This is a genomic window from Verruconatronum alginivorum, assembly GCF_056590205.1.
In genome coordinates, this window is sequence record NZ_JBWPVQ010000001.1 from 1452455 (window position 1) to 1473296 (window position 20842).

Consider the following 20842-nt stretch of genomic DNA (forward strand, 5'->3'; position numbering starts at 1 on the left):
TCACCCCGGCGATTCCGCCGCAGGGTGTGCGCGCGATTCACCGCCGGGTCGGCTCAACCGGAGAGCCCGGACGAAGCCGGCCAGGGCCTGCATGGTCGGCAGATGGTGAAAGCGGGATGCATGTGGTGCCGCCGCCCGGACGGGAAACGCTTGGCCACCCACCACGACCGTTATTTTCCGCCGCTCGGCGAGATCGAGGAGCTCATCCCAATCCCGCACGAATTTCTCGGCGCTCTCCCGGACGCTGAAGGAGATCCAGAGCAGGTCGGGTTTGTGCGCCCGAATCGCCTGACAAAAGGCGCTGACCGGCGTATTGGCCCCAAGATTCGTCTCCCGCCAGCCTTCGGCCGCGAGAACCAAAGAGGCCATCAGCGTGGGAACCAAATACGGATCCTCCGCCACCCCGCCGCCGACGGCGATCGGGTTGCCCGCCGGGATCACCGGAAGAAAGGCGCGAAGTTGCATCAGAGTCTTGAGGGCGAGAAAGGTGGTCCGGTGTTCGACAAATACTCCGTCGGCCTGGTGTTGATACAACGATCCGACCACTCGTAAAGCGTCGGCGATCGGGCCATCGCAGAGGCGCGCCACCGGTTCACCGGCGAGGAACCGACTCAGAACAATCCGGCGCGTCGCTTCCCCATCGCCTTCCACCAACGCCTCCACCAACGCGTCATCCGCCTTCGCCTCGACCGGGATCGCCTCCTCCTCCGAGGGCAGAAACGGGATTCCCAGGGCGTCGGGGTTCACCAACTCATGACCCGACTCCCGAATGAACCGGATCGCTTCACGCAAACTGATCCGCCGGTGCCCCCCGGCCGTGCGGGAAACCGAAAGTCGCCCGGCATCCACCCAGCGCTTCAGCGACGATTCACTGACCCCGATCGCGCGGGCCAACTCTCTCGGAGATATGAACCTTTCCTCAATCATGAACGTTTTAAACGATATGGTCGCCCAATTCATTTCGATCGCAAGCCTCGAATCCAATGATCCGTCCACTTTCCGCTTGACCGTCCCAAAGATTTGAATGAACGTTTTGAACGTTTCAAGTTCTTATGGGCACAATCCGGTCATCCCGCTTCTTCGCTTCGATCGTCCAATGGTTCGACGCCGATTACACCAATCGGTCCTTCGACGAACTGCGGGCGCAACCGGATCGCATCGATTGGGCGCGTTGCCTGCCGTTCGGTTTTCTCCACCTCGGTTGCTTCGGGGTTCTCTGGGTCGGCTGGAGTTGGACAGCGGTCTTGGTGGCCGCGCTTCTCTACGGGGTGCGGATGTTCGCGATCACCGCGTTCTACCACCGCTATTTTTCCCACCGGTCGTTCCGCACCGGGCGCATCCGCCAGTTCCTCTTCGCCTTCCTCGGGGCGACCGCCGCCCAACGCGGTCCGCTCTGGTGGGCGGCCCAGCATCGCCATCACCACCGGCACTCGGACGAAGAGGTCGATGCGCACTCCCCGGTCCAGCACGGTTTCTGGTGGTCGCACATCGGCTGGATCACCAGTCCCCGCAACTTCCCCACCGATTACCGGCAAGTCCGCGACTTGGCGAAATTCCCCGAGTTGGTTTTCCTCAATCGTTTCGATCTGGTCGCCCCGTTAATCCTGGCCATCGGACTGCTCGGCTTCGGTGCCTGGCTTGGGGCCGTGGCCCCGGCGCTCGGAGTCAGCGGCCCCCAGCTGCTGGTCTGGGGATTTTTCATCAGCACCACCGCCCTCTTCCACGGCACGTCGGCGATCAACTCCCTCGCCCACCAGATCGGCAGCCGCCGGTTCGAAACCGAGGATGACTCCCGCAATAGTTTTCTGCTCACCTTGATCACCCTCGGCGAGGGATGGCACAACAATCATCACCGCTTCATGACCAGCGCCCGGCAAGGCCTTCGCTGGTGGGAATTCGAACCAACCTGGTACGGATTGAAATTGCTGGCCGCTTGCCGGATCATCAGCGATCTGCAGCCTCCGCCGCAGACCGCCCTCCGCGCCATCGCGGAGGAAAAAGCACGCAGCGGGACCGGACCAGTCGTCGCGCAAACCCCGGGAGTTCCAAAATGAAAACCGTCGCAATCATCGGCTCCGGCATCGCCGGCCTCGGCGCCGCGCATTTCCTCCGGCGCGATTTCGAAATCACGGTTTTTGAGAAGAACGACTACGCGGGCGGGCATTCCCACACCGTGCTGGCCGAAGAGGATGATCGTGAGGTTCCAGTGGATACCGGATTCATGGTCTACAACGAAGTGACTTATCCGCTTCTCACCCGGCTTTTCCGAGAACTCGACGTGGAAACCAAGCCGACGTCGATGTCCTTCAGCGTCAGCGACCGAAAGAGCGGCGTGGAATACTGCGGCTCCTGTTTTAACACGCTCTTTGCCCAACGCCGCAATCTGCTGCGCCCCCGCTTCTGGCGGTTCCTCGCCCGGATCGACCGCTTCAACCGAGAGGCGCTCGATTTTCTGGACCACCCGAGAGTGCGGGAGCAATCGCTCGCCTCCTATGTGGGGGAACGACGCTACGGGGAGGACTTCCTCCGCCTCTACCTCCTCCCGATGACTTCCGCCGTCTGGTCGGCACCGCCCGATCAGATGCTCGCCTTTCCGGCGGCGACTCTCCTGCGGTTCTTCCACAACCATGGTTTCCTCGGACTGCACACCCAGCATCCCTGGAGAACCGTGAGCGGCGGCTCCCGCATTTACGTGCGCAAACTAACCCGTCCGTTCCGCGACCGAATCGAGCCGGAAAATCCCGTGCTCAGTCTCCGCCGCGCCGAGGGAGGAGTCCTGGTGCGAACTGTGAAAGGTATCCGCCGTTTCGATACAGCAATCCTGGCCTGCCACGCCGACGAGGCTTTGACGATCGTCGAAGACGCCACCCCTTTGGAGCGGGCATTGCTGCGCAATTTCCGCTACCAGCGCAATCGGGTGGTCCTGCACCGCGACCCATCGGTCATGCCGCGCACGCGCCGAGCCTGGGCCTCCTGGAACTATCGGATGGATCCTTCGCCCGGCCAAGGGGGATCTCATTGCACCACCCATTATTGGATGAACAGTCTCCAGGGAGTTTCCGACCGGGAGAATTATTTTGTATCGATCAACGGACACGGCATCGATCCGACCAAAGTCATCCGCTCCCTGGTCTACGATCATCCGCTGTTCGACCTCCCCGCGATGCGCGCGCAATCGCGCCTCCGCGAACTCAATCAAGCGGAGACCGGCGTCTACTTTTGCGGCAGCTACTTCCGATATGGTTTCCACGAGGACGCGCTGCTCTCAGCAGAACAGCTCGCCCGCCAACTCTTGCGCCGCGATCCGTGGGAACCTCTCGTCGTAACGCCCCCGCCGGCGACGCGAATGAAGCAGCCGTCGACTCCCGCCATGAGCGGCCACCGATCATGAACTCTTCCCTCTACGAGTGCCACCTGCTGCATCACCGGTTTTCCCCCAAGGAGCACCGGTTCAAGAATCGGCTCTTCCTGTTTTCTCTCGATCTCACCGAACTGGATGCGCTCAACAAGCGGCTCCGTCTTTTCTCCCGAAATACCGGCAACCTCTACAGCCTGCGCGACGCCGACTTCCTTCCCATCGAAGAGGATTCGCCTTGGCGACGGTTCGCGGGAACCGGTCTTTCCCTCCGACAAAAAGTGGATCGGATCCTCGCCGACAAAGGCATCGACCTCGGGGGCGGACGCGTCCTTTTGGTCGGCTCTCCGCGGATCGCCGGTTATCTGTTCAACCCGGTTTCCTTCTTCTTCTGCTTCAACTCCGCCGACGAGCCGGTTTGTGCGATCACCGAGGTGACCAACACCTACCGGGAAGTGAAACATTATTTCCTCGGACCCGAAACACAGCGGGGAAACGTCTTCCGTTTTCGCACCCCGAAAAACTTCTACGTCTCCCCGTTCTCGTCGGCGGGTCTCGATTTCGAATTCTCCCTGCGCCTGCCGGGTGATCGGCTCGTCATCCGGATCGACGAATACGACGGATCCCGCCGGGTGTTGCACTCCGTCCTGGTCGGCAAACGCGAACCGCTCTCCGATCGGGCCCTCCTCCGCTTCGCCTGCAAATACCCGTTTCTCTCGGCGGGTGTCATGCTCGGTATCCATTTCCAGGCGTTAGTCCTATTCCTGAAGAAGATCCCTCACCGCCGCAAAACCGACGATCGCGACCTTCAACAGGATGTCCTGCGGCCGCATCCATCGTTGCATCACCATCATGAACTTCATTGATACCAATCCAGCCTCCGCCCGCGAAACCATCCTCGCCGCCCCGGAACGCCCCGGCCTCGCCCGGCGGACGGTTCTCTCTCTTCTCGAATCCCTTCGCCAAGGACTTCTGGAGGTCCGTTTGCCGGAGGGACGGACGGTCCGCTTCGGAGCTCCCGACCGCCGCACGCCGGACGCCTCCCCCGACGCGTTCCTCCGTATCCACTCCGAGGATTTTTTCCGCCGTTGCCTTCTCTACGGAGACATCGGCTTCGCGGAGAGTTACATGGACGAGGAATGGACTACCCCCGACCTGACCGCCCTGCTGCACTGGTTGCTCCGCAACCGGGACGATCTTCCCGGGCTTTCCGGCTCAAAGCGGTCAGCTATCCTCGTCAATCTCCTGCGCGGGTTCAATCGGATCGATCACTTGCTTCACCGCAATACCCCGGCCAACAGTCGCCGCAACATCGCGGAACATTACGACCTCTCCAACGATTTCTTCGAGAGCTTCCTCGACGAAACCATGACCTACTCCTGCGCCGCGTGGGAAGGGACCGACCGGCTCGCGACGGCCCAGGAACAAAAATACGACCGGTTATGCCGTCAACTCCGCCTGCGCGACTCCGACCACCTCCTGGAGATCGGGTGCGGTTGGGGCGGAATGGCCGAACACGCCGCCTCCCGCTACGGCTGCCGCGTGACCGCGATCACGATCTCCCCCGCCCAACACGCCTACGCGACGGAACGGATCGCCCGCAAGGGTCTTTCCCGCCTCGTCGACGTCAAACTTTGCGACTACCGGGATCTGAACGGACGATTTTCCAAGATCGTTTCCATCGAGATGCTGGAAGCAGTCGGGCACGAATACCACGACGTTTTCTGCGAAACCTGCGACCGTCTGCTAGCGCCGGACGGACTGATGGCCCTCCAGTTCATCACCTGCCCCGACAGCCGCTATCAGGATCTGCGCCGCGGGGTCGACTTCATCCAAAAACACATTTTCCCCGGCTCGCTCCTGCTCTCGCAAAACCGTCTCCATCGCCTCCTCCAAAAACACGGCGGCTTCACCGTCCACGACCTGAAAGACCTCGGCCGCGACTACGCCAGGACGTTGCGGGAATGGAGTCATCGCTTCCATCAAAATCTGCCGGAAGTAAAACGCCTCGGATTCGACGACCGCTTCGTCCGCAAATGGCGCTACTACCTTTCTTACTGCGAGGCGGCCTTCGCCACCAGGAACATCAGCGTGGTGCAAGCCCTCTACACCCGCCCCAACAACGCCAGCCTCGACGGCCTCGCCCTTCCTCTGGTCCATCCCCTAACTGATTGTATTCGAAATAAAACGACAATATGATCGCGGCGGTTTCCATTTTGTCGATTCTCCTGGTGCTCCTGTTCGCGGCGGCCTACCTGTTCGCCCGACGCATCGACAACTACGGCGTGGTCGATGTCGTCTGGAGCTTCTCCTTTCTGCTGGCCGCACTCGTTTACGCCTTCCGCTTCGGCGCATGGTCGGGCACCGCGACGGTGATGCTGGCCATGGTCGGATTATGGAGCGCCCGCCTCGGATTGCATCTTGGGCAACGGGTCCGGCTGGCCCATCCGCGGGAAGACAGTCGTTACGCCGACCTTCGGCGGGATTGGCGGGGGCGTTTCGCGCCGAAGATGTTTTGGTTCTTCCAGGCGCAGGCGATCTCGGTGGTCATCCTTTCCCTGCCCTTTCTCCTGGTCCTCCGGGACCCGCCCGCGGCGCTCGGCTGGGCAGGAAACGTCGGCCTTCTCCTCTGGACGACCGGGCTGCTGGGCGAGGCGACGGCGGACCGGCAACTTCGCCGGTTTAAAACGAAGGCGGGCCCACGCGACCTCTGCCGAGAAGGACTTTGGCGGTATTCCCGTCACCCGAACTACTTTTTCGAATGGCTGATCTGGGTCGGTTTCGCCCTCTTCGCCCTCGGCTCGGAGTGGGGTTTCCTCGGATTGATTTCGCCCACCATCATTTACTACCTCGTCACCCGCGTCTCGGGTATTCCACCCACCGAGGCCGCCGCCGTGCGGTCGAAAGGCGAACCCTACCGTCGCTACCAGCAAACCACCAACGCATTTTTCCCATGGCGACCGCGCTCAGCGTAATCTCCCTCGACACCATCCTTGAAAAAGGTCTGTTGCCCGACGCGGTCGTCCGCCACGGGATCCGTCGCCTGCTTCGCCAACGGTTGCGCGAAGAGTGGTGCGCCACCGAAGAAGAACAGCAACGAAAACTGACCGCTTTCGTCGCCGAGCTGCGGACCATGCCGGTCGCGATTCATACCGCCGACGCCAACGAACAGCACTACGAAGTGCCGGCGGCGTTTTACCAGCATTGCCTCGGCCCCCACCTAAAATACAGCTGCGGATATTGGGCTCCCGGAGTCCGAACCTTGGGTGCCGCGGAGGAAGCGATGCTGCAGTTGACCTGCGAACGGGCCGGCCTGGTCAACGGCCAGCGGATATTGGAACTCGGCTGCGGCTGGGGGTCACTGACGCTCTGGATCGCCAGCCGTTACCCCCGCTGCGAGGTCACCGCCGTCTCAAATTCCAGCTCGCAACGCGAATTCATCGAAAAGCAAGCTTTCGAACGTGGCCTGAAAAACGTCCGCATCCGCACTGCCGACATGAACGCCTTTGAAATCGACGGCCCCTTCGACCGGGTCGTCTCGGTGGAAATGTTCGAGCACATGAAAAACTACGGAATTCTTTTCGAGCGGATTGCGGGGTGGCTCAAACCGGGCGGGTTGTTTTTCCTGCACATCTTCACCCACCGGAGCCACGCCTATCATTTCACCGCGAAAGGCGAGTCCGACTGGATGAGCCGCTACTTCTTCACTGGCGGCATGATGCCATCGGACAGCCTCCCCCTCTATTTTCAAGAAAGCCTCCTGCTTGACCGGCATTGGCGCGTCGACGGATCCCATTACGCGAAGACCGCGGAAGCCTGGTTGGCCAACATGGATCGCTCCCGTGCGAAGATCCTGCCGATGTTCGCTGAGACCTATGGAGCGGCGGACGCCGAAAAATGGTGGAATTACTGGCGGGTGTTTTTCCTCAGCTGCGCGGAATTATGGGCTTTTCGGCAAGGACGCGAATGGCTGGTCTCCCATTATAGGTTCCGCCCCCGGTAAGTGGTTCCGGTTGCCCGGGCTGCCGACGGTCAAAAACGAGAAGAATGCATTTTCGAATTGACGGAGACGCCCATCCGCTATCCGTTAACATTCTTTCGGTTTTCAGGAGAGGTGACAGAGTGGCCGAATGTGCATGATTGGAAATCATGTGTACGGGAAACCGTACCGAGGGTTCGAATCCCTCCCTCTCCGCCATTTGGCGCATCTAAAAGATGGTGCGTTGATTTTATTTGCACCCTTTTGGCTGAGCTGGTCCGAAGGACTTCGCGCAGCGAACCCAATCCCTCCCTCTCCGCCATTGCTGCGCCACATCCACTTCGTTCCGTCGACGCGATTTGCTACGCCTCACAAATCGGAGGGTTGGCTTCCAGCCGACCTTCTTCTCAAGCCGACGGCGGACGGCAGGATGCCATCCCTCCCAGTGAAGGGAAATGGCTGTCCATGCGTTTGCACGTTCGTTCCAACGGATGTTGAGGAGGAACTGATGCGCGCCTCATATTTCCTTCCGGGGCCCGCAATGAAGGCAGTTGGGAAGGAGGGAGTGCCTGATCCCATGGCTGGATTCACATTTAAAGCGTCTGTCAAACCTATGCATTTATGTCCGAAACGCCGACAGCCTGCCCGGATGTCCTTCGTAATTGCGGGTGTATCACCTCGCCGGCAGGCGAAACCCGATCGGCACATCGCCTTCGACATGGCGCAACTCGATCACTCCCGCGCTGCGCACGAAGTAGGCGCCATCCTGTTGAACCCAATCGAAGGCCTCATCGGCACTGTATGGGTCCAACGGGAGCTCCTCCATATACTCCGGCACCAACGCCTCCAAGGCGGTTGGAAACGCGCCTCTTTCCAACCGGTATTGCTCGGCGGCAAGAGCGATTCGAGCCGCTCGCAGGGTCGTCACCGCGCGAGTATCGCTTTGGAGCACTCGGCCTAAGCTGGGTATGGTGATACTCGCGAAGATGGCTCCGACTTTCGAAGTGCCGCCTTCATTCTCGGCGAAACTTTCCCAATCGACTCGCACGCGGTCGGCGTGCGGCAAATCCACCGCTTGGAGCAATCGGCCCATCTGCATCAGGTAAGCGAGTTGGTCCCGTTCCGAGCGGCCGGACGCCACGTAAACCCTGAACGCCATTCGCCTCCCCAGGCTTGGCTTCTCATCCATCGCAAACGCACCCGCTTCGCGAATTTGCCCGAAATACCACTCCGTCGCCGCAAGTTCCGCCCCAAAAGCCGGTTTCATCCGGGATGCCGTCTCACTCGCTTCCAATTGCCCCCTGATAGAAGCGAGCAACCCGGGAGGAAACTCGATGGTATCCATCGCCAACTCCAAGGCCCGTATGCCGAGGCCCTCGATCGCAATACGGGTTAACTGAGAGATTGCGGTGGGCTCCTCGGACAAATGGACGGCCAAGCGAAAGATGGCCTCGACGGCGGCGCCGGCCCGTTCGACATCCCCTGTCGCCGCGCCGATGATGGCTTCGCCAGCCATCAGTCGGGTTCCCTCCCGGAGTGAACCTACATGCGGGATGAGTGTCTCTGGACCATTGCGGAAATCCAGATCCCGGCGGAGGTATGGATAACTCCCGGCTTCCTTGAGTCCATCGATCGCCGGGCCGTTCGCCTTCACGACTTCTCGAATGGCTTCCACTCTTGCAGGCGACAGAGCCGCCCAATCCCGGGTGAGCCGCAAAGCCTCGCCCAATTCATCCACTAGCAAACCTTCCGACACCTGGACCGCGAACGCCCGGTCGTAGAGAGGAGCCGCATTGCCCGCAGGATCATATCCATGATCGTGATACCTGCGATTTATCTCAGCCAGCGTGGTGGCGATCCCGGCACCGTCCAGTTCCGCCAGTTTTTCCGCCAAGGCGGTTTTCGCTTGATCACGTTCCGAGCGGAACGAGGGGGCAGCAACCCGAAAGGCGGGAGACCTTCGGAAGGTCGGCTTCCTGGCGACTTTTCTGCCCCCGCTGAGCGGACGGCAGGATGCCATCCCTCCTAGTGGCGTGTTGGCCGCGATGCTGACCAACTACTCAGCGGGACAATCCATTGCCGCCGGAGCGGCGATCCCCCATCTCTTCGAGCCTGCGGTCGATCTCGTCGCGGGGCAGCCAGCGTCCGCCGAAGACCACGCCGGCCGGCTCACGAAGATTAGCCAGATCCTCCAGCGGATTGCCGTTGAGCAAAATCAAATCGGCCCGCATTCCGGCGACCACTTGGCCGAAATGATCCTCTTCCCCGAAAAAGAGGGCTGGATTTACCGTTCCGGTGCGCAATACCTCGAACCGGGAGAGCCCCGCTTTTTCCATGAGGGCGATTTCAGGATGTATCGAAAAACCGGGCACATTGAAAAACTGGGGCGCGTCGGACCCCAGCAGTAGACCCGCTCCCTCCTCGTGCAGGGCTAAAATCAGATCGAGCCGGACTTGGGCGAACGCCTCCGCCGCATCCCGGTCATAGAGCCGGTCTTCCCGGCGATTTCTCACGCTGGAGAACCACCGGTCCACCACTTCCCGCGGCAGGTAACGGAATTCCGGCCGCTCATCCCGGAGCGTGTCCAAATCCCAGAGCAGGACCGCGTGCATCAGCGTCTCGGTCGGCACGTTCCAGACTCCGGCATCACGGGTGCGACGGGCCATCTCCCGAATGCGTTCCGGCTCCGCGAAAGGGGCCAGGCGAAACCCGAAAAAACCTCCGTCCACATCGGCGGTTTTCTCAGGATCCACCAAGGCCGGCAGGTAGGCGTCCAAGTGATCGATGCTGGCATAACCCGCTTCCAGCGCCCGCCGCAACCCCACTGCGGACGGCACATGACCGGAAAACGGCATGCCGATCTCCCGGGCCGCCTCGGCCATGGCATCGAAGGCCTCCCGCGTTCCGGAGGCCACTTTAATAAAATCGTAACCGGCGGCCTTTTGCTCCCGGGCAAGGGCTCTTCCGCTTTCCGGGTCCGGAGCCGAACGGGCGTTAAAGGCGGGACCCGCGGTGATCAACCTCGGACCTTCCAGGTCTCCCCGCTCCAGTTGCTCCCGTGTTTCGAGATGGACCGGCGCCCCCAGCATGCCGCGGATCAGGGTGATGCCGTTGGCCAGGTAAAGCATGAGCACATCGCGCCGGTAAACCTCGTCCGCTCCTCCCGGGAGGTGGGCGTGCATTTCGGCCAAGCCCGGCATCAGATACTTTCCCGAACCGTCGACCTCGAGGAGAGTCTCTTCGCGGGATATCGCGTCTCCAGCCGGCCGGACCGACTCAATGATCCCGTTTCGAACCACCACGGTCTGCCCGGGCAAAACCCGCTCGTGGTCCATCGGAATGACGCTGACGTTGCGGATCACCAGACCATCGGGAGCGGCGGAGATGGCTCCGGCCGAAAGCAGAGCGACACAAAGAAAACAGAAGACAGGACGAAGGTTCATGGGAGTCCGTTGGTTGCGAGTTCCGGATTGACGACTGGCAGGCGGCCCATCCGCCGGCTGGCTCGAAGTTTTCGCATCGTCTCCCCTTTTGTCAAGCGGACAGGAACCGGAGCCGCAGAAGTCACCGGCCCCCTCTCAAAAGGCATCGGCGGTGAGGATCACCTCCGCCGCCGTCTGACCGTGAATCGCGGCGGCGGCGTCATCATTTTTCAATCGCTCGTCGTCCATGGCAAAGCCCTTGATCGTGAACGACTCGATAATCCCGGTGGCCCACTTGCGGAACTGGACCGCACGCTCGGAATTGACCTTGTAACCAACGGCGATGATAGCGGAGAGATTGTAATGCCGGGTATCGTAGGATTTGCCGTCGACGGCAGTTATCCGAAAAATTCGGATAACTGAATCCTCCTGCAACTCACTTTCCGCGAAAATCTTTTTGAGGTGGTAGTTAGAGCGTGTCCGAAAAGGTGATTGGCTATCGAAAATCGGCCAGGAAAACGGGAATATTAACCGTATTTAAGCTTGAAATACAAGCGGCCTCAAGCTGTTGTGGTTAAATGACTAAACCTAACCATAGTTCAACAACTGAGGCCAACGGCAATCCTGCACATTTCACGCCCTGTTTCAATAACTTTTATTACGCCGCGAGCACGGATTTCAGCGAGTTCTTGGCCGAAAGTGCCGATTTATTCGATTCGAGGCCCGATTTGGTGGTGAAAATCGAGGCCGATCTCGACCGGCACGGCTTGGAGAAAAAGAAGCTCCGGCGGGCCGACCGTCTTTTTCTCCAGAGCCAAAACGGTGCGTTGGCCGGGCTCGAAAACCTTCCCGAGAGTTTTCCGCCGCCACGCTTCGATGCCAAGGGCCGGAAACTGCCGGGTAAACTGGAGGTGCTCGAACAAGGGCGGCCACGAATGCCTGGCGCGGTAGCGGGGGTTTTGCTGTTGACGCGCGGCTATCACGGCTCCTGCACCAACAAGGAAGCGCTGGATTTCATGGGCGAGTCCAAAAGCCTGGAAGCTTTTCTGGTCGGACGCGGGCTGAGCCTGCCGGGGCGTTCGACCATGAGCGAGTTGCTCAATGCGATCAGCCTTGAAACGCGTGAGGCGATCCTTTCCGCCCAGTTAAACCGGGCCAGCCGGGAAGAGCTCGACAGCTTCGATCAGGTCCTGATCGATAGTACCGCGACCAAGGCCAATTCGTGCTGGCCGACCGATGCCAAGACCATCTTCGTCCTGGCCCGGCGCCTTTATGAGATCGGCCGCAAGTTCGAGCTTTTCGGTTTGGCAAATATCCGCCCGGGACGCATGGAGAGCTACCTCGAAGAGCTCTCGAAAAAGCCTTTTCAAATCAATCTTAACGCTAAGAAAAAGAAGAAGTTCCAGAAGTTTTGCCGGGAGTTCATTGAGTTGGCGGCCAAACTTCTTTGCCATGCGGATAACGAGTTCAAGCGCGTGGAGGCAAGCTGGAACGAACGACTCGACAACGGGCGGATCCTGCCCAGCTTGCGCCAACAGGCCAAAGCGCGTGTCGATCTGTTTGTCGAGAGTCTGCACCTCGCCACGAAGTCGCTCGAACAAATGCGCCAACGCATTTTCGAAGAAAAAACCTTTCCTTCGACCGAGCGCGTCTTGAGCGTTCACGACCGCTCGGCGGCTTACATCCAAAAGGGAGGTCGCCAGCCGGTCATCGGCTACAAGCCGCAATTGGCCCGAAGCGCCAATGGATATGTCGTCGCGCTGAAGGTCGATTCAGGCAACACCTCCGATTCCTCCAACCTGGTGCCGATGGTGGAAAGAGCGATCGCCAACACTGGAGTCATACCGCACCTGACCAGCGTGGACGACGGCTATTCTTCGCGGGAGGGCCATGATCGGGTCAGGGAGTTGGGAGTGGAGATCGTCAGCATCAGTGGATCGAAGGGAAAGAAGCTCCTTGGCGAGGACTGGGACGGGGAGGAGTATCGCCTGGCCCGGGCCGGCCGTTCGGCCGTGGAGTCTTTAATGTTTTGCCTGAAGTATGGCTTCGACTTCGGCCAACTCAGCCGGACAGGCATTGCGGCAGCCCGCGAGGAATTTTTGGAGAAGTGCCTGGCCTACAATGCGTGTCGGACGATCCTGCTGCGAAAGCGAAAACGACGGTGCCAAGTCGCTTGAGCGAGGTCCCCCCGTCATTCCAAACAAAGAACGTCGAAGACGGAGGATCGGTCCTGTACCGATCCTGCTCAATTTGGTTCCAAAACGACGATTCGGACCGTATTCACTGTTTGGTTACTGCCTTTGGGGGTGCCGGATTCCACCCATCCACCAAACATCCATCTTCAATCAAACAATCGCCGCTCGTAAAAACCCTTTTCGGATGGAATCTAGTTAATGGTGCGCACGTCCACATCGTAGAGCTGTCCCATCATCTTCTGGCTGAGCCAACGTTTTCGTCGACATAAACTGCCTCCACCCCGCCCGCCCCGCTGGCAGCCACAAAGGTCAGGTATTCCGCCGCCGAAGAGCGAACCAGGGAAACGTCGGTTTTCGTTTTCCGGCGACCGCCGGGATCGGGCTCGTTTTTGCTCATACTGTTTTGGTCTTCACCGATTCAGCCGAGGTCGGAGAACAGAGCCCCGTCCATTTTGGTGATTGTGTTGGTGTTGCGGTCAATTGGAGACATGGCGAAGGAACAGGAGGGTTCTCAGAGAGACTGGTTGAAGTTGAATATTCCCTACCGCTAAGGGCAACGTTGTTTTCGGAGTCTGCCATGTCTTCAATCCACCCAACATTCCGCGCTACGCCCGGCGACATAGAATGAAACTTGCCCGCACTGGGAGGGATGGCATCCTGCCGTCCGCCGTCGGCGTCGCCTCCAGCAGAAGGTCGGCTGGAAGCCAACCCTCCGATTTGGCGGTGGTGCCGGATTGTCACTGGGAGGGGTGGCATCCTGCCGCCCGGCATCGGCTTCAGTAGCGGCGGGATCGCCGTGTTTGGTCGGCTGGAAGACCCTCCGATTTGGCGTGCACGAAGCCGTTCAACGTAGTGGGGTTGGCTCCGCCGCCCCTCCGTTTGGTGTCCGAAACGCGGGAGCCAATTGATCCCATCGGCGACGCGTAATCAGACTTTCGGCCATTCGTCTCCAACCGCTGCTGTCGGGCGGCGGAGCCAACCCGACTACGGGAATGACGTTAATTCAGAAGCCGCTCTGCTTCAGTCGTGATCTTCCAACTACACAAGCTCCGGTTGGCCGGTTTCCATTGAGTAAAGACCTGACGTCTTCGCCTTCCTGCTCCCAGGCGCAGCTCCAGTTAGTTGCAAACAACCTTACCGTAGAATGGCGAGAAACTCCCTCGGCGTCACGGCCGGGATGGGTGAGCGGCGAAAGTCTTTTTTGTTGCGGGTCACAATCTGCTCCAACCGGGCTTTCTGCGCGGCGGCAACCTGAAGGGCGTCTTCGAAACCGGGAATGGGCAATGCGCGAGCCGTGCGGGCCGCGAGTGAATCGGCCGGACAGACTTCGAAGACGTCGAGAACTTCATCCACGAAACGTTCCGCTTCCTTTTTCCCGGCCGTTTTTAACCCGATGTAATAAAGGTTGGCGAGGGTGTGCCACGCAATCCAACCATCGCCAGGATGTGCCTCGCACCAATCCAGCACCGCCTGGCTTTCGTCCACCAAGCCCTCGCGCTCAAGCAGGGCGTCGAGCAGGATGTTGGCGTCGACCAGGATTTTCACCGGCCGCTATGCTTCTCCAGGAGGTAATCGAGGCGGGGATCGCCCTTGGCTTCGGCCGCGGACTTCCATCGGCCGCGCAGGCGAGCTCCCAAGGGCGGGCGACCCTCCTCGGCCTCCGCCATGGTCGACGACCACTGCTCGAACAGAGCCGAAACGGAGACGCCCTTTTTCCGGGCAAGGCGCTTCGCTTTCGCCACCGCTTCCCGCTCGACCGTCAATGTCAATTTCGCCTTCATTAACACGTATCCTAAGTTTAAAGCACGTGCTGTCAAGATGGGTTGGGAGCGGCGGCATCTTGCCGCCGAAAGTAACGCACGCATCAACACGGCTGAGCTACTTTTTCGGCCGTCCCCGATCTTCCCGCTCAGAAACAGAAATGCCCTTCCCCGGGATCGCCGAGTTGCACTCGGCCTTGTTGCAAGAGTCCACAGTCAACACCCCCAGGCCTCGAAGAGCGTATCGAAGGAGAATACGCGTTTGCTGAGCCAGCCCTTTCCTTTTTGAAGCTTCTCCTTCTTCACGGGCGGATTAAAGACAAGCCGTGGTTCGCCCAGGAAGAGAAAGCTGTGGCGCTTCGACCAGTCCCACTCTTTGAGCGCTTCGAAAAGGTGTTTCTGGCGGGTCTGCCATTGCTTGCCGCGAACCTGCGACACCACGTCTATGAGCTCGTCGAATGATTCCACCACTTCCACGGATTCGATCCTGGCAAGGTAGCTGATTCCCACCCGGATACCCGGATGCTGTTTCGCGATCTCCTGCCCAAAATGAGGCGCGAAATACAGCGCCTCCGGCAGCCGGCTGCTGGCTTCGTAATAACACCCATACATGCGGCCGTGGAGGAAAAGCGCCAGCGTCTTTTCCTCGTTGATTTCGCGTGCATAGACTTCGACGGATTCTGTTTTTGGCACCATGTTATGCTCCTTCAGGTAACGGTGGAGATCGGCGCTGAGAAAGCGAATCTCCCCCTGGGTGGACTTTTCAAGTTGTTCTAAAATCGGGACCAGATCGCGCCAGCGGAAATACCGGCAACCGGCGCGACTGCGCTCACTTCGGGTCGGCCGGTGCTCGGTCAGCAACACCCGCCATTTGGCCGGATATTTTAGCGCCTGGTCGAACGGATCGTGCGCCCCGACCTTGGCTTCAACAACTCCGACGCCTTCGGAGGTCTTCACGAGGATATCGGAGCGATCCTGCGCATGCCGCGTTTCGAGCGCCACCGAGCGAGGTTTTCCGGCGAAGCCAAACTTCTCACAAAAACGCCCGGGCGCCAGTGCCATCAGGTAGCCCAGAGTGGCCGTCAGCCGGGTTTCCCGCAGGTTCGCGCCAAAAGATCCGACAAAGCTCGACACGATAGAACCGCCGCGCAGCAGGTCGATCTGCTCGTGTTCTGCTCGTTGGTTTGAGCGAGAATTTAGCGATGCTTCTTTAATTCGGCCCATTCTTTTTGCGTTTCTTCGATCACATCCCGCTCAAAGTTTTCGTGCTTCAGCCGATTGAAACCTTCGGGATTCCTTTCGCAGTGGTAAAAGTAATGCTTCATTCGACGATCCCGATCGGTCTTCTCCTTTTCTCCCTGCGAAGGCAGGATCCAGCCCATGGCTTTACCGGCCTTCAAGAGGCCCGTGATTATGGCAATCACGGTCAACAGCCAGGACAGCCAGACGATTCCCAAACTGATGATATGAATAGAAACGGGGACAAAGAATACCAAGGTGACAAACAACCAAATCGCTCGCCCCGTCGCTCGTGCTTCCCGCCGAGCAGCTTCCTCGACATCTGTTTTCAAGCGAAAAGGGACGTCATGGTATATCGTTTCCAGATACACAGGATCCCTCAGCTCAGGAGGCATTTCGTTGTCCTTCATCAAGCCCCAGTGGCAGACAGCGGAACTCGAATCCCTCGCAAACCCCGTAAGGTGACGTTCCTCACCGTCACCAATTACTCTGTCGCGAACGTCGAATGCGGAAGCCATCAACTGTGTCGGATACCTCTTCAGCCAATGCCGAAACTCCGTTTCCATCAGTTCCTTCACGCGATTCCAATTCGGTAAATCCTCAGGAAAGACCAGATTCAGCAGCGCAATCGGAAAACGAGCATCCGCAGGCTGATAGGTTACAAAATAGGAATCACGATCAATTGGGATCTTATCCCTGAACACTTCCGGCGGATGCTCTTTCTCAGTCACGTCAGGAGCTTTCATACGCTTTCTGGCCCTGGTCGGGGTACTTTTTGAGGACGTGATGGAAGTGGTTGATCTCGTCATACGTCAGACCAAGATCTTTGCCGCGCTTGGTGGCGGCATTGAGGTCCTTCGCGATTTTGATCAACTCGGATATCATAATGATCGGGAACTGCCGTGGCATTTATTCAGTTACATCGGTCGCCAATGCCTCCTCCACCGCCCGGAACTCTTCCAACGCGGCTTCGAGACTAACGACAATTTCGGCGGCTAGTTCGGCGGGTGGAGGCAGGTTCTCGCTGTCTTCGAGGCTGTCGTCTTTGAGCCAGAAGATGTCGAGGTTGGCTTTGTCTCTCGCAACGATTTCGTCGTAAGTGAATTTTTTGAAGCGCTCGGTTTCCTTGCGCTTGGCGAAGGCACCCGGCCGATAGACGGCTTTGAAGTCGTCGAGGTCTTTGTTGGCCAGCGGGTTGGTCTTGAGGGTGAAATGCTGGTTGGTGCGCAGATCGTAGATCCAGAGGTCTTTGGTCCAGGGTTTTTCGCTGGCTTCTTTACGTTCAAAGAAGAGGACGTTGGCCTTCACGCCTTGGGCGTAGAAGATGCCGGTGGGGAGGCGCAGGAGGGTGTGGACGTTGCAGCGTTTGAGGAGTTCGCGGCGGATGGTTTCGCCGGCTCCGCCTTCGAAAAGGACGTTGTCAGGGAGAACGACAGCCGCCGTACCGCCGACCTTGAGCTCGCTGACGATGTGCTGGAGGAAGTTGAGCTGTTTGTTGCTGGTCGTGGCCCAGAATTCGTCGCGCTCGTATTCGGTAAATATCATTTATGCCGAGTAACGCTTGACCAACTCCAGCACCCGCGAACGCCGCACATTTTTGACCGACCTCTTAAAGACAATTTCATCATCGTCAATACTTTCAACGTGAGGCGCGATTACATCAAGCTCGTCGAGCGTGAACCCATATCGCAACAGGGCTATCTCGAGCTCATCAGCTGTGCCATGTCGCATGTAGTTTGCGAACCGGAGGGCGTTCGGATCGCCGACCTCCTTATAATATAGCGTAAAAGCGGCCACATAGACATCTGCCAAAGAGAAAGAAATCACCTTATCGAGGTAATCGTAAGTATCATAAACAAGCCTATCATAGGCCAGATCTTCTACGCATATACCCGCAAACTCATTGTATGAATTCCTCAAATTCTTGTTCGGCAAAGCGTGAGGCGGCATCGAAAAGTCGACCATGATTTTAGCCAACCGCGAGGAGTATTCTTCCTTATCAATTTTTCCTCTTTGTAATAATCGATCCAGTTTTCGGCGCTCCGATCGTTTCGTTATATAGTTGTAGCGGATTGCCAAGATCTCTTTGAAGCTCCGACCTTGGACTTTCATCAATAAGATCGTAATTCCAGCTGATAATACGCCCTTTTCCCCCGCCTCCAACGGACGGTTGACCGAGCGCTCAAAAATCAAATGGAAGGAATCCTTCAGTTTCCTCCGGACAGCCTGTTCGAGCTTGCTATACTCCGCGGAAGTCAAAATGTCGTCCCCTGAAAACAGAATACCTAAAACAGTCCCAGCAGCCTCCATAACTTTATCGCCACCCAAGCGTTCGAGCCGGGATTTCGGAAGGTTCAGCTCATCATCGATTGTTTCTTCTTTTATTGCCTCGACGAATTCTCGCCAGTCCTCGGAGATTTCGTCCTGATCTCGATCAAGAACTGATTCGGTCGTGATCCAGCTTCTTTCTTGGAGCCTCTCCGTGAAAGGCCGAGCGTGCTCCACAATGACGAATCCATAATCGAAGTCGTTGGTGTTATGGCTTGTACGTCCGGCTCGACCGATGAGATTCTTGAGCCCAAGCGCTTTGTCCTCCCGAGAGCCATGAAATGCCAAATTATGGATCCAGACCACTTTGAATGGCATGTTGACTCCCTGAGCCAGCGTTGATGTTGCGAAACAAATCTTCGCGAGCCCTAAGCGGGTGAACTTCTCGATCAACGTTCTAACCGCGAGTGGGATTGAACCGTGATGAATAACTACGCCTCTTCGCATCTGACTCACTAGATCCGAATCTCTTCCTTCCGCTCCGATCAGATCCTCAATCTCGTCGATAATCGCAACCCCATCCTCATCAGTTACCTCATCACACAGATCCAAGTAGTCCGAGAAGTCTTCTTTATACTTCCCCGAGATGATGGAAGCCTTAGAGGTGAAAACTAGCAGGTTCTCACCGGTTTCGATAGCAGCTGCGGCTTGATCGATTTCATTCAACAAGCAATTTGTGAGCCTGTGTCCTCCATCGATGTGGGGGGAAAACAGATACTGATTACCGTTGCTGTGGTTCTGGATGAACAGCTTCCCCACACTCCCTTGTCTATAATTCTTTGCGGACGCCTGATTAACGAAATCATGCTTGTCAAGCTGGGCTGAAGGGTTCTCCACGAACGGATGCGCAAAAACCTTCTTAGCGTCGGGATAAAGAGAGTTCGATCGTCTGACGAATGCGTCAAATCCGATGCCTCGAACCTCTTCCTCGGAGATTTGTGCTTCATCAAATATAATGAGCCCAACATCAAAAATGCTATTGGACCGTGTCGCTTCCAGCGCTCGCTCAGGGGTTACAACAAAGATTCTCTTGCGCGTTCGCTTGAGATTAATGTAGTCGATAAATTGAAGAATTAGAACGCTAGGATCATCGGCAAAAATGGTGAAGACTTCTTCTAGATACTCAGCGATTAACGCCCTCGAAGGAACGACAATAATCACGTCGCTGATTTCATTCTGAAGAATCTCCCGAAGGAGGTAAGACTTCCCCGCGCTCGTAGGAGCGGAAAATGAAAAATAGCGGTTGTCCAGAATGTTTTGCCTGATGTTAGCCTGCACGGGAGTGAGGGAGCGACCTGTCTCCTTCTCAATTTCATCCCCATACTGGCGATATACAAAAGAAAGCAAATCGTCCGGAGGCTCAGTTTTGTAGAACAGGCCCAAGAGATACATTAGCTGAGGCTCCACTCTCTGAAACTCATCCGGATGGAAGAGCTTGAAGCATGCGAGCTCATGCAGATCTTGGGGGTCTACTGGGCCGTTAGCATGAATTCGCGCGAGAATTATAGCGATCTTCGCCATTGGTTCTCGAGCCTCCTTTATCTCTTTTGGACTCATGATCTAATCCCAATAATGTAGAGAGAAACAGCCTCCTTCGACAATCGAATGACGTCCGAATTGGCGAGAGTATTTACAAGGATCTGCTCCAGATTATTGCTATTGACAGAAAAAGCTAAGCAGAATCCCCGCTCTCGATCGTTCATTAGCTTGCTAACAGAGACTTCGCTGGCGAAATAGTTTAGATGCACGAGGTCGCCAATATCCTTCTCGTCATCAATGAACTCGCAAACTTGCCTCGCCGCAGCTCCGTAGGCGTTGTTAGCGCTGTTGAATTTTGCTTCTCCGCAATTGATCAGATCCTTCGGGCACTCCGTGTAATAGTCAAATCCGTGATTTCCAGTGAGCTTCTCCTTCCAAATCTCGGACAGAGGGAACGAGTTGTGCCCGAGTTCGTTCGCGAGTGTCTGAGCAGCGGAAAGGGACACCATGAATTCCCCAAAATCTTTTGCAATCTTCCCATTCGATTTATTGAAAATATCAACTAATGCAGCTATCGTGCGGCTTGAGGTCGCCTGGTAGGATGCCTTCGCCAAGGGGTTCAGCTTTTGAATCCAGTTGGTGTCGCTCACGATAGTGACCATTTCCTGTGCAAACTCGTGAACATCATCGATCTCGATACCTAGCAAGTGAACCGTTGCTTGAGCACCGTCCGGGAGTTCATCTGACGAAGGTTGCCTGTTGACGATGATCTTCATGCCACTTGGAGGGTTTTCCTTCCCGCATCCGGGGTGACCGCGGCGAGGGAGTCGGGGTCGTGTTGGTCGCGGAAGTTGGTTTCGATGCCGGTGGATTCGTAGGTAAAAGGGAGCGGATCGGCCCATCGGAAGCGGTCCGGATCACTGGGAATCGCTAACGGAAAACGGTAGGCGGAGAGGCGGTAGTAGTTGTGATGGGCGAGGCAGTGCTCAGCGGCCTGCGGATCGGAGATCTCCAACCCCCGGTCGCGGAGAATCTGGAGTTGTTCCTGAAAGGTCTTCGGAGGCTTGCTGCTCATCGCCTCCTCC

Annotated in this window: 18 protein-coding genes, 1 tRNA gene and 3 pseudogenes; 8 read left to right on the forward strand and 14 right to left on the reverse strand. The window is 57.7% G+C overall.

Annotation, left to right across the window (positions count from 1 at the left end; genetic code table 11):
* Nucleotides 1-927, reverse strand: coding sequence for a cobalamin-dependent protein (locus ACWUI2_RS05105; RefSeq protein WP_486981787.1), 927 nt, complete (start codon nt 925-927; stop codon nt 1-3).
* Nucleotides 928-1052: 125 nt separating this feature from the next.
* Here ACWUI2_RS05105 and ACWUI2_RS05110 point away from each other — a divergent pair, with 125 nt between their 5' ends.
* From ACWUI2_RS05110 to ACWUI2_RS05140, 7 genes are all read left to right on the forward strand, one after another.
* Nucleotides 1053-2054, forward strand: a complete 1002-nt coding sequence (locus tag ACWUI2_RS05110; protein ID WP_486981788.1) for an acyl-CoA desaturase — start codon at nt 1053-1055, stop codon at nt 2052-2054.
* Nucleotides 2051-3391 carry an NAD(P)/FAD-dependent oxidoreductase gene (locus tag ACWUI2_RS05115; protein ID WP_486981789.1) on the forward strand — a complete coding sequence of 447 codons (1341 nt, stop codon included), beginning with the start codon at nt 2051-2053 and terminating at the stop codon, nt 3389-3391. The genes ACWUI2_RS05110 and ACWUI2_RS05115 overlap by 4 nt, the downstream gene beginning before the upstream one ends.
* Nucleotides 3388-4221 carry a DUF1365 domain-containing protein gene (locus tag ACWUI2_RS05120; RefSeq protein ID WP_486981790.1) on the forward strand — a complete coding sequence of 278 codons (834 nt, stop codon included), beginning with the start codon at nt 3388-3390 and terminating at the stop codon, nt 4219-4221. The genes ACWUI2_RS05115 and ACWUI2_RS05120 overlap by 4 nt, the downstream gene beginning before the upstream one ends.
* Nucleotides 4208-5554, forward strand: a complete 1347-nt coding sequence (locus ACWUI2_RS05125) for a class I SAM-dependent methyltransferase (protein WP_486981791.1) — start codon at nt 4208-4210, stop codon at nt 5552-5554. The genes ACWUI2_RS05120 and ACWUI2_RS05125 overlap by 14 nt, the downstream gene beginning before the upstream one ends.
* Nucleotides 5551-6330, forward strand: coding sequence for a DUF1295 domain-containing protein (locus ACWUI2_RS05130; RefSeq protein WP_486981792.1), 780 nt, complete (start codon nt 5551-5553; stop codon nt 6328-6330). The genes ACWUI2_RS05125 and ACWUI2_RS05130 overlap by 4 nt, the downstream gene beginning before the upstream one ends.
* Entirely contained in the window at nt 6309-7358 is a 1050-nt protein-coding gene (locus ACWUI2_RS05135; protein WP_486981793.1) for an SAM-dependent methyltransferase, read from the forward strand. Before ACWUI2_RS05130 ends, ACWUI2_RS05135 begins: the two co-directional genes overlap by 22 nt.
* Nucleotides 7359-7463: 105 nt before the next feature.
* Nucleotides 7464-7553: transfer RNA gene (locus ACWUI2_RS05140), tRNA-Ser, on the forward strand.
* A gap of 454 nt (nt 7554-8007) precedes the next feature.
* Here the strand turns inward: ACWUI2_RS05140 and ACWUI2_RS05145 are convergent.
* The 3 genes and pseudogenes from ACWUI2_RS05145 to rhuM form a co-directional block, all read right to left on the reverse strand.
* The gene (locus ACWUI2_RS05145; protein WP_486981794.1) at nt 8008-9228 is read right to left on the reverse strand and encodes a hypothetical protein; all 1221 of its coding nucleotides are present in this window, start codon (nt 9226-9228) and stop codon (nt 8008-8010) included.
* A 166-nt stretch (nt 9229-9394) separates the two neighbouring features.
* The gene (locus tag ACWUI2_RS05150) at nt 9395-10777 is read right to left on the reverse strand and encodes an amidohydrolase family protein (protein ID WP_486981795.1); all 1383 of its coding nucleotides are present in this window, start codon (nt 10775-10777) and stop codon (nt 9395-9397) included.
* A 201-nt stretch (nt 10778-10978) separates the two neighbouring features.
* Nucleotides 10979-11227: pseudogene (gene rhuM / locus ACWUI2_RS05155) on the reverse strand (RhuM family protein); the annotation flags it as partial.
* A gap of 107 nt (nt 11228-11334) precedes the next feature.
* Between rhuM and ACWUI2_RS05160 the strand changes: the two are divergent.
* The gene (locus ACWUI2_RS05160) at nt 11335-12933 is read left to right on the forward strand and encodes a transposase (protein ID WP_486981012.1); all 1599 of its coding nucleotides are present in this window, start codon (nt 11335-11337) and stop codon (nt 12931-12933) included.
* A gap of 212 nt (nt 12934-13145) precedes the next feature.
* Here the strand turns inward: ACWUI2_RS05160 and ACWUI2_RS05165 are convergent.
* From ACWUI2_RS05165 to ACWUI2_RS05210, 10 genes and pseudogenes are all read right to left on the reverse strand, one after another.
* Nucleotides 13146-13348 (reverse strand): annotated as a pseudogene (locus ACWUI2_RS05165) (virulence RhuM family protein); the annotation flags it as partial.
* 737 nt (nt 13349-14085) lie between these two features.
* Complete coding sequence (locus ACWUI2_RS05170; RefSeq protein WP_486981796.1) at nt 14086-14496, reverse strand: type II toxin-antitoxin system VapC family toxin; 411 nt, start codon at nt 14494-14496, stop codon at nt 14086-14088.
* Complete coding sequence (locus tag ACWUI2_RS05175) at nt 14493-14732, reverse strand: DUF6364 family protein (protein WP_486981797.1); 240 nt, start codon at nt 14730-14732, stop codon at nt 14493-14495. The genes ACWUI2_RS05170 and ACWUI2_RS05175 overlap by 4 nt, the downstream gene beginning before the upstream one ends.
* Before the next feature lie 195 nt (nt 14733-14927).
* A complete protein-coding gene (locus ACWUI2_RS05180; protein WP_486981798.1) occupies nt 14928-15935 on the reverse strand; it encodes a hypothetical protein in 1008 nt (335 codons plus the stop codon).
* On the reverse strand, nt 15908-16696 hold the full coding sequence (locus ACWUI2_RS05185) for a hypothetical protein (protein WP_486981799.1): 789 nt from the start codon (nt 16694-16696) through the stop codon (nt 15908-15910). The genes ACWUI2_RS05180 and ACWUI2_RS05185 overlap by 28 nt, the downstream gene beginning before the upstream one ends.
* Entirely contained in the window at nt 16683-16859 is a 177-nt protein-coding gene (locus tag ACWUI2_RS05190) for a type I restriction enzyme endonuclease domain-containing protein (RefSeq protein ID WP_486981800.1), read from the reverse strand. Before ACWUI2_RS05190 ends, ACWUI2_RS05185 begins: the two co-directional genes overlap by 14 nt.
* Nucleotides 16860-17480 (reverse strand): annotated as a pseudogene (locus tag ACWUI2_RS05195) (HsdM family class I SAM-dependent methyltransferase); the annotation flags it as partial. It lies immediately after the preceding gene.
* 15 nt (nt 17481-17495) lie between these two features.
* Nucleotides 17496-19835 (reverse strand): DEAD/DEAH box helicase, encoded by a 2340-nt coding sequence (locus tag ACWUI2_RS05200; RefSeq protein ID WP_486981801.1) that lies wholly within the window; start codon nt 19833-19835, stop codon nt 17496-17498.
* On the reverse strand, nt 19832-20533 hold the full coding sequence (locus ACWUI2_RS05205; protein ID WP_486981802.1) for a hypothetical protein: 702 nt from the start codon (nt 20531-20533) through the stop codon (nt 19832-19834). The genes ACWUI2_RS05200 and ACWUI2_RS05205 overlap by 4 nt, the downstream gene beginning before the upstream one ends.
* A complete protein-coding gene (locus ACWUI2_RS05210) occupies nt 20530-20832 on the reverse strand; it encodes a hypothetical protein (protein WP_486981803.1) in 303 nt (100 codons plus the stop codon). Before ACWUI2_RS05210 ends, ACWUI2_RS05205 begins: the two co-directional genes overlap by 4 nt.
* Between the last annotated feature and the right edge of the window lie 10 nt (nt 20833-20842).

Bases quoted from the DNA above. Each gene is read 5' to 3' on its own strand.
- ACWUI2_RS05105 (WP_486981787.1), bottom strand. From the start codon at position 927: ATGATTGAGGAAAGGTTCATATCTCCGAGAGAGTTGGCCCGCGCGATC.
- ACWUI2_RS05110 (WP_486981788.1), top strand. From the start codon at position 1,053: ATGGGCACAATCCGGTCATCCCGCTTCTTCGCTTCGATCGTCCAATGG.
- ACWUI2_RS05115 (WP_486981789.1), top strand. From the start codon at position 2,051: ATGAAAACCGTCGCAATCATCGGCTCCGGCATCGCCGGCCTCGGCGCC.
- ACWUI2_RS05120 (WP_486981790.1), top strand. From the start codon at position 3,388: ATGAACTCTTCCCTCTACGAGTGCCACCTGCTGCATCACCGGTTTTCC.
- ACWUI2_RS05125 (WP_486981791.1), top strand. From the start codon at position 4,208: ATGAACTTCATTGATACCAATCCAGCCTCCGCCCGCGAAACCATCCTC.
- ACWUI2_RS05130 (WP_486981792.1), top strand. From the start codon at position 5,551: ATGATCGCGGCGGTTTCCATTTTGTCGATTCTCCTGGTGCTCCTGTTC.
- ACWUI2_RS05135 (WP_486981793.1), top strand. From the start codon at position 6,309: ATGGCGACCGCGCTCAGCGTAATCTCCCTCGACACCATCCTTGAAAAA.
- ACWUI2_RS05150 (WP_486981795.1), bottom strand. From the start codon at position 10,777: ATGAACCTTCGTCCTGTCTTCTGTTTTCTTTGTGTCGCTCTGCTTTCG.
- ACWUI2_RS05160 (WP_486981012.1), top strand. From the start codon at position 11,335: ATGACTAAACCTAACCATAGTTCAACAACTGAGGCCAACGGCAATCCT.
- ACWUI2_RS05175 (WP_486981797.1), bottom strand. From the start codon at position 14,732: ATGAAGGCGAAATTGACATTGACGGTCGAGCGGGAAGCGGTGGCGAAA.
- ACWUI2_RS05180 (WP_486981798.1), bottom strand. From the start codon at position 15,935: ATGGGCCGAATTAAAGAAGCATCGCTAAATTCTCGCTCAAACCAACGA.
- ACWUI2_RS05185 (WP_486981799.1), bottom strand. From the start codon at position 16,696: ATGAAAGCTCCTGACGTGACTGAGAAAGAGCATCCGCCGGAAGTGTTC.
- ACWUI2_RS05190 (WP_486981800.1), bottom strand. From the start codon at position 16,859: ATGCCACGGCAGTTCCCGATCATTATGATATCCGAGTTGATCAAAATC.
- ACWUI2_RS05200 (WP_486981801.1), bottom strand. From the start codon at position 19,835: ATGAGTCCAAAAGAGATAAAGGAGGCTCGAGAACCAATGGCGAAGATC.
- ACWUI2_RS05205 (WP_486981802.1), bottom strand. From the start codon at position 20,533: ATGAAGATCATCGTCAACAGGCAACCTTCGTCAGATGAACTCCCGGAC.
- ACWUI2_RS05210 (WP_486981803.1), bottom strand. From the start codon at position 20,832: ATGAGCAGCAAGCCTCCGAAGACCTTTCAGGAACAACTCCAGATTCTC.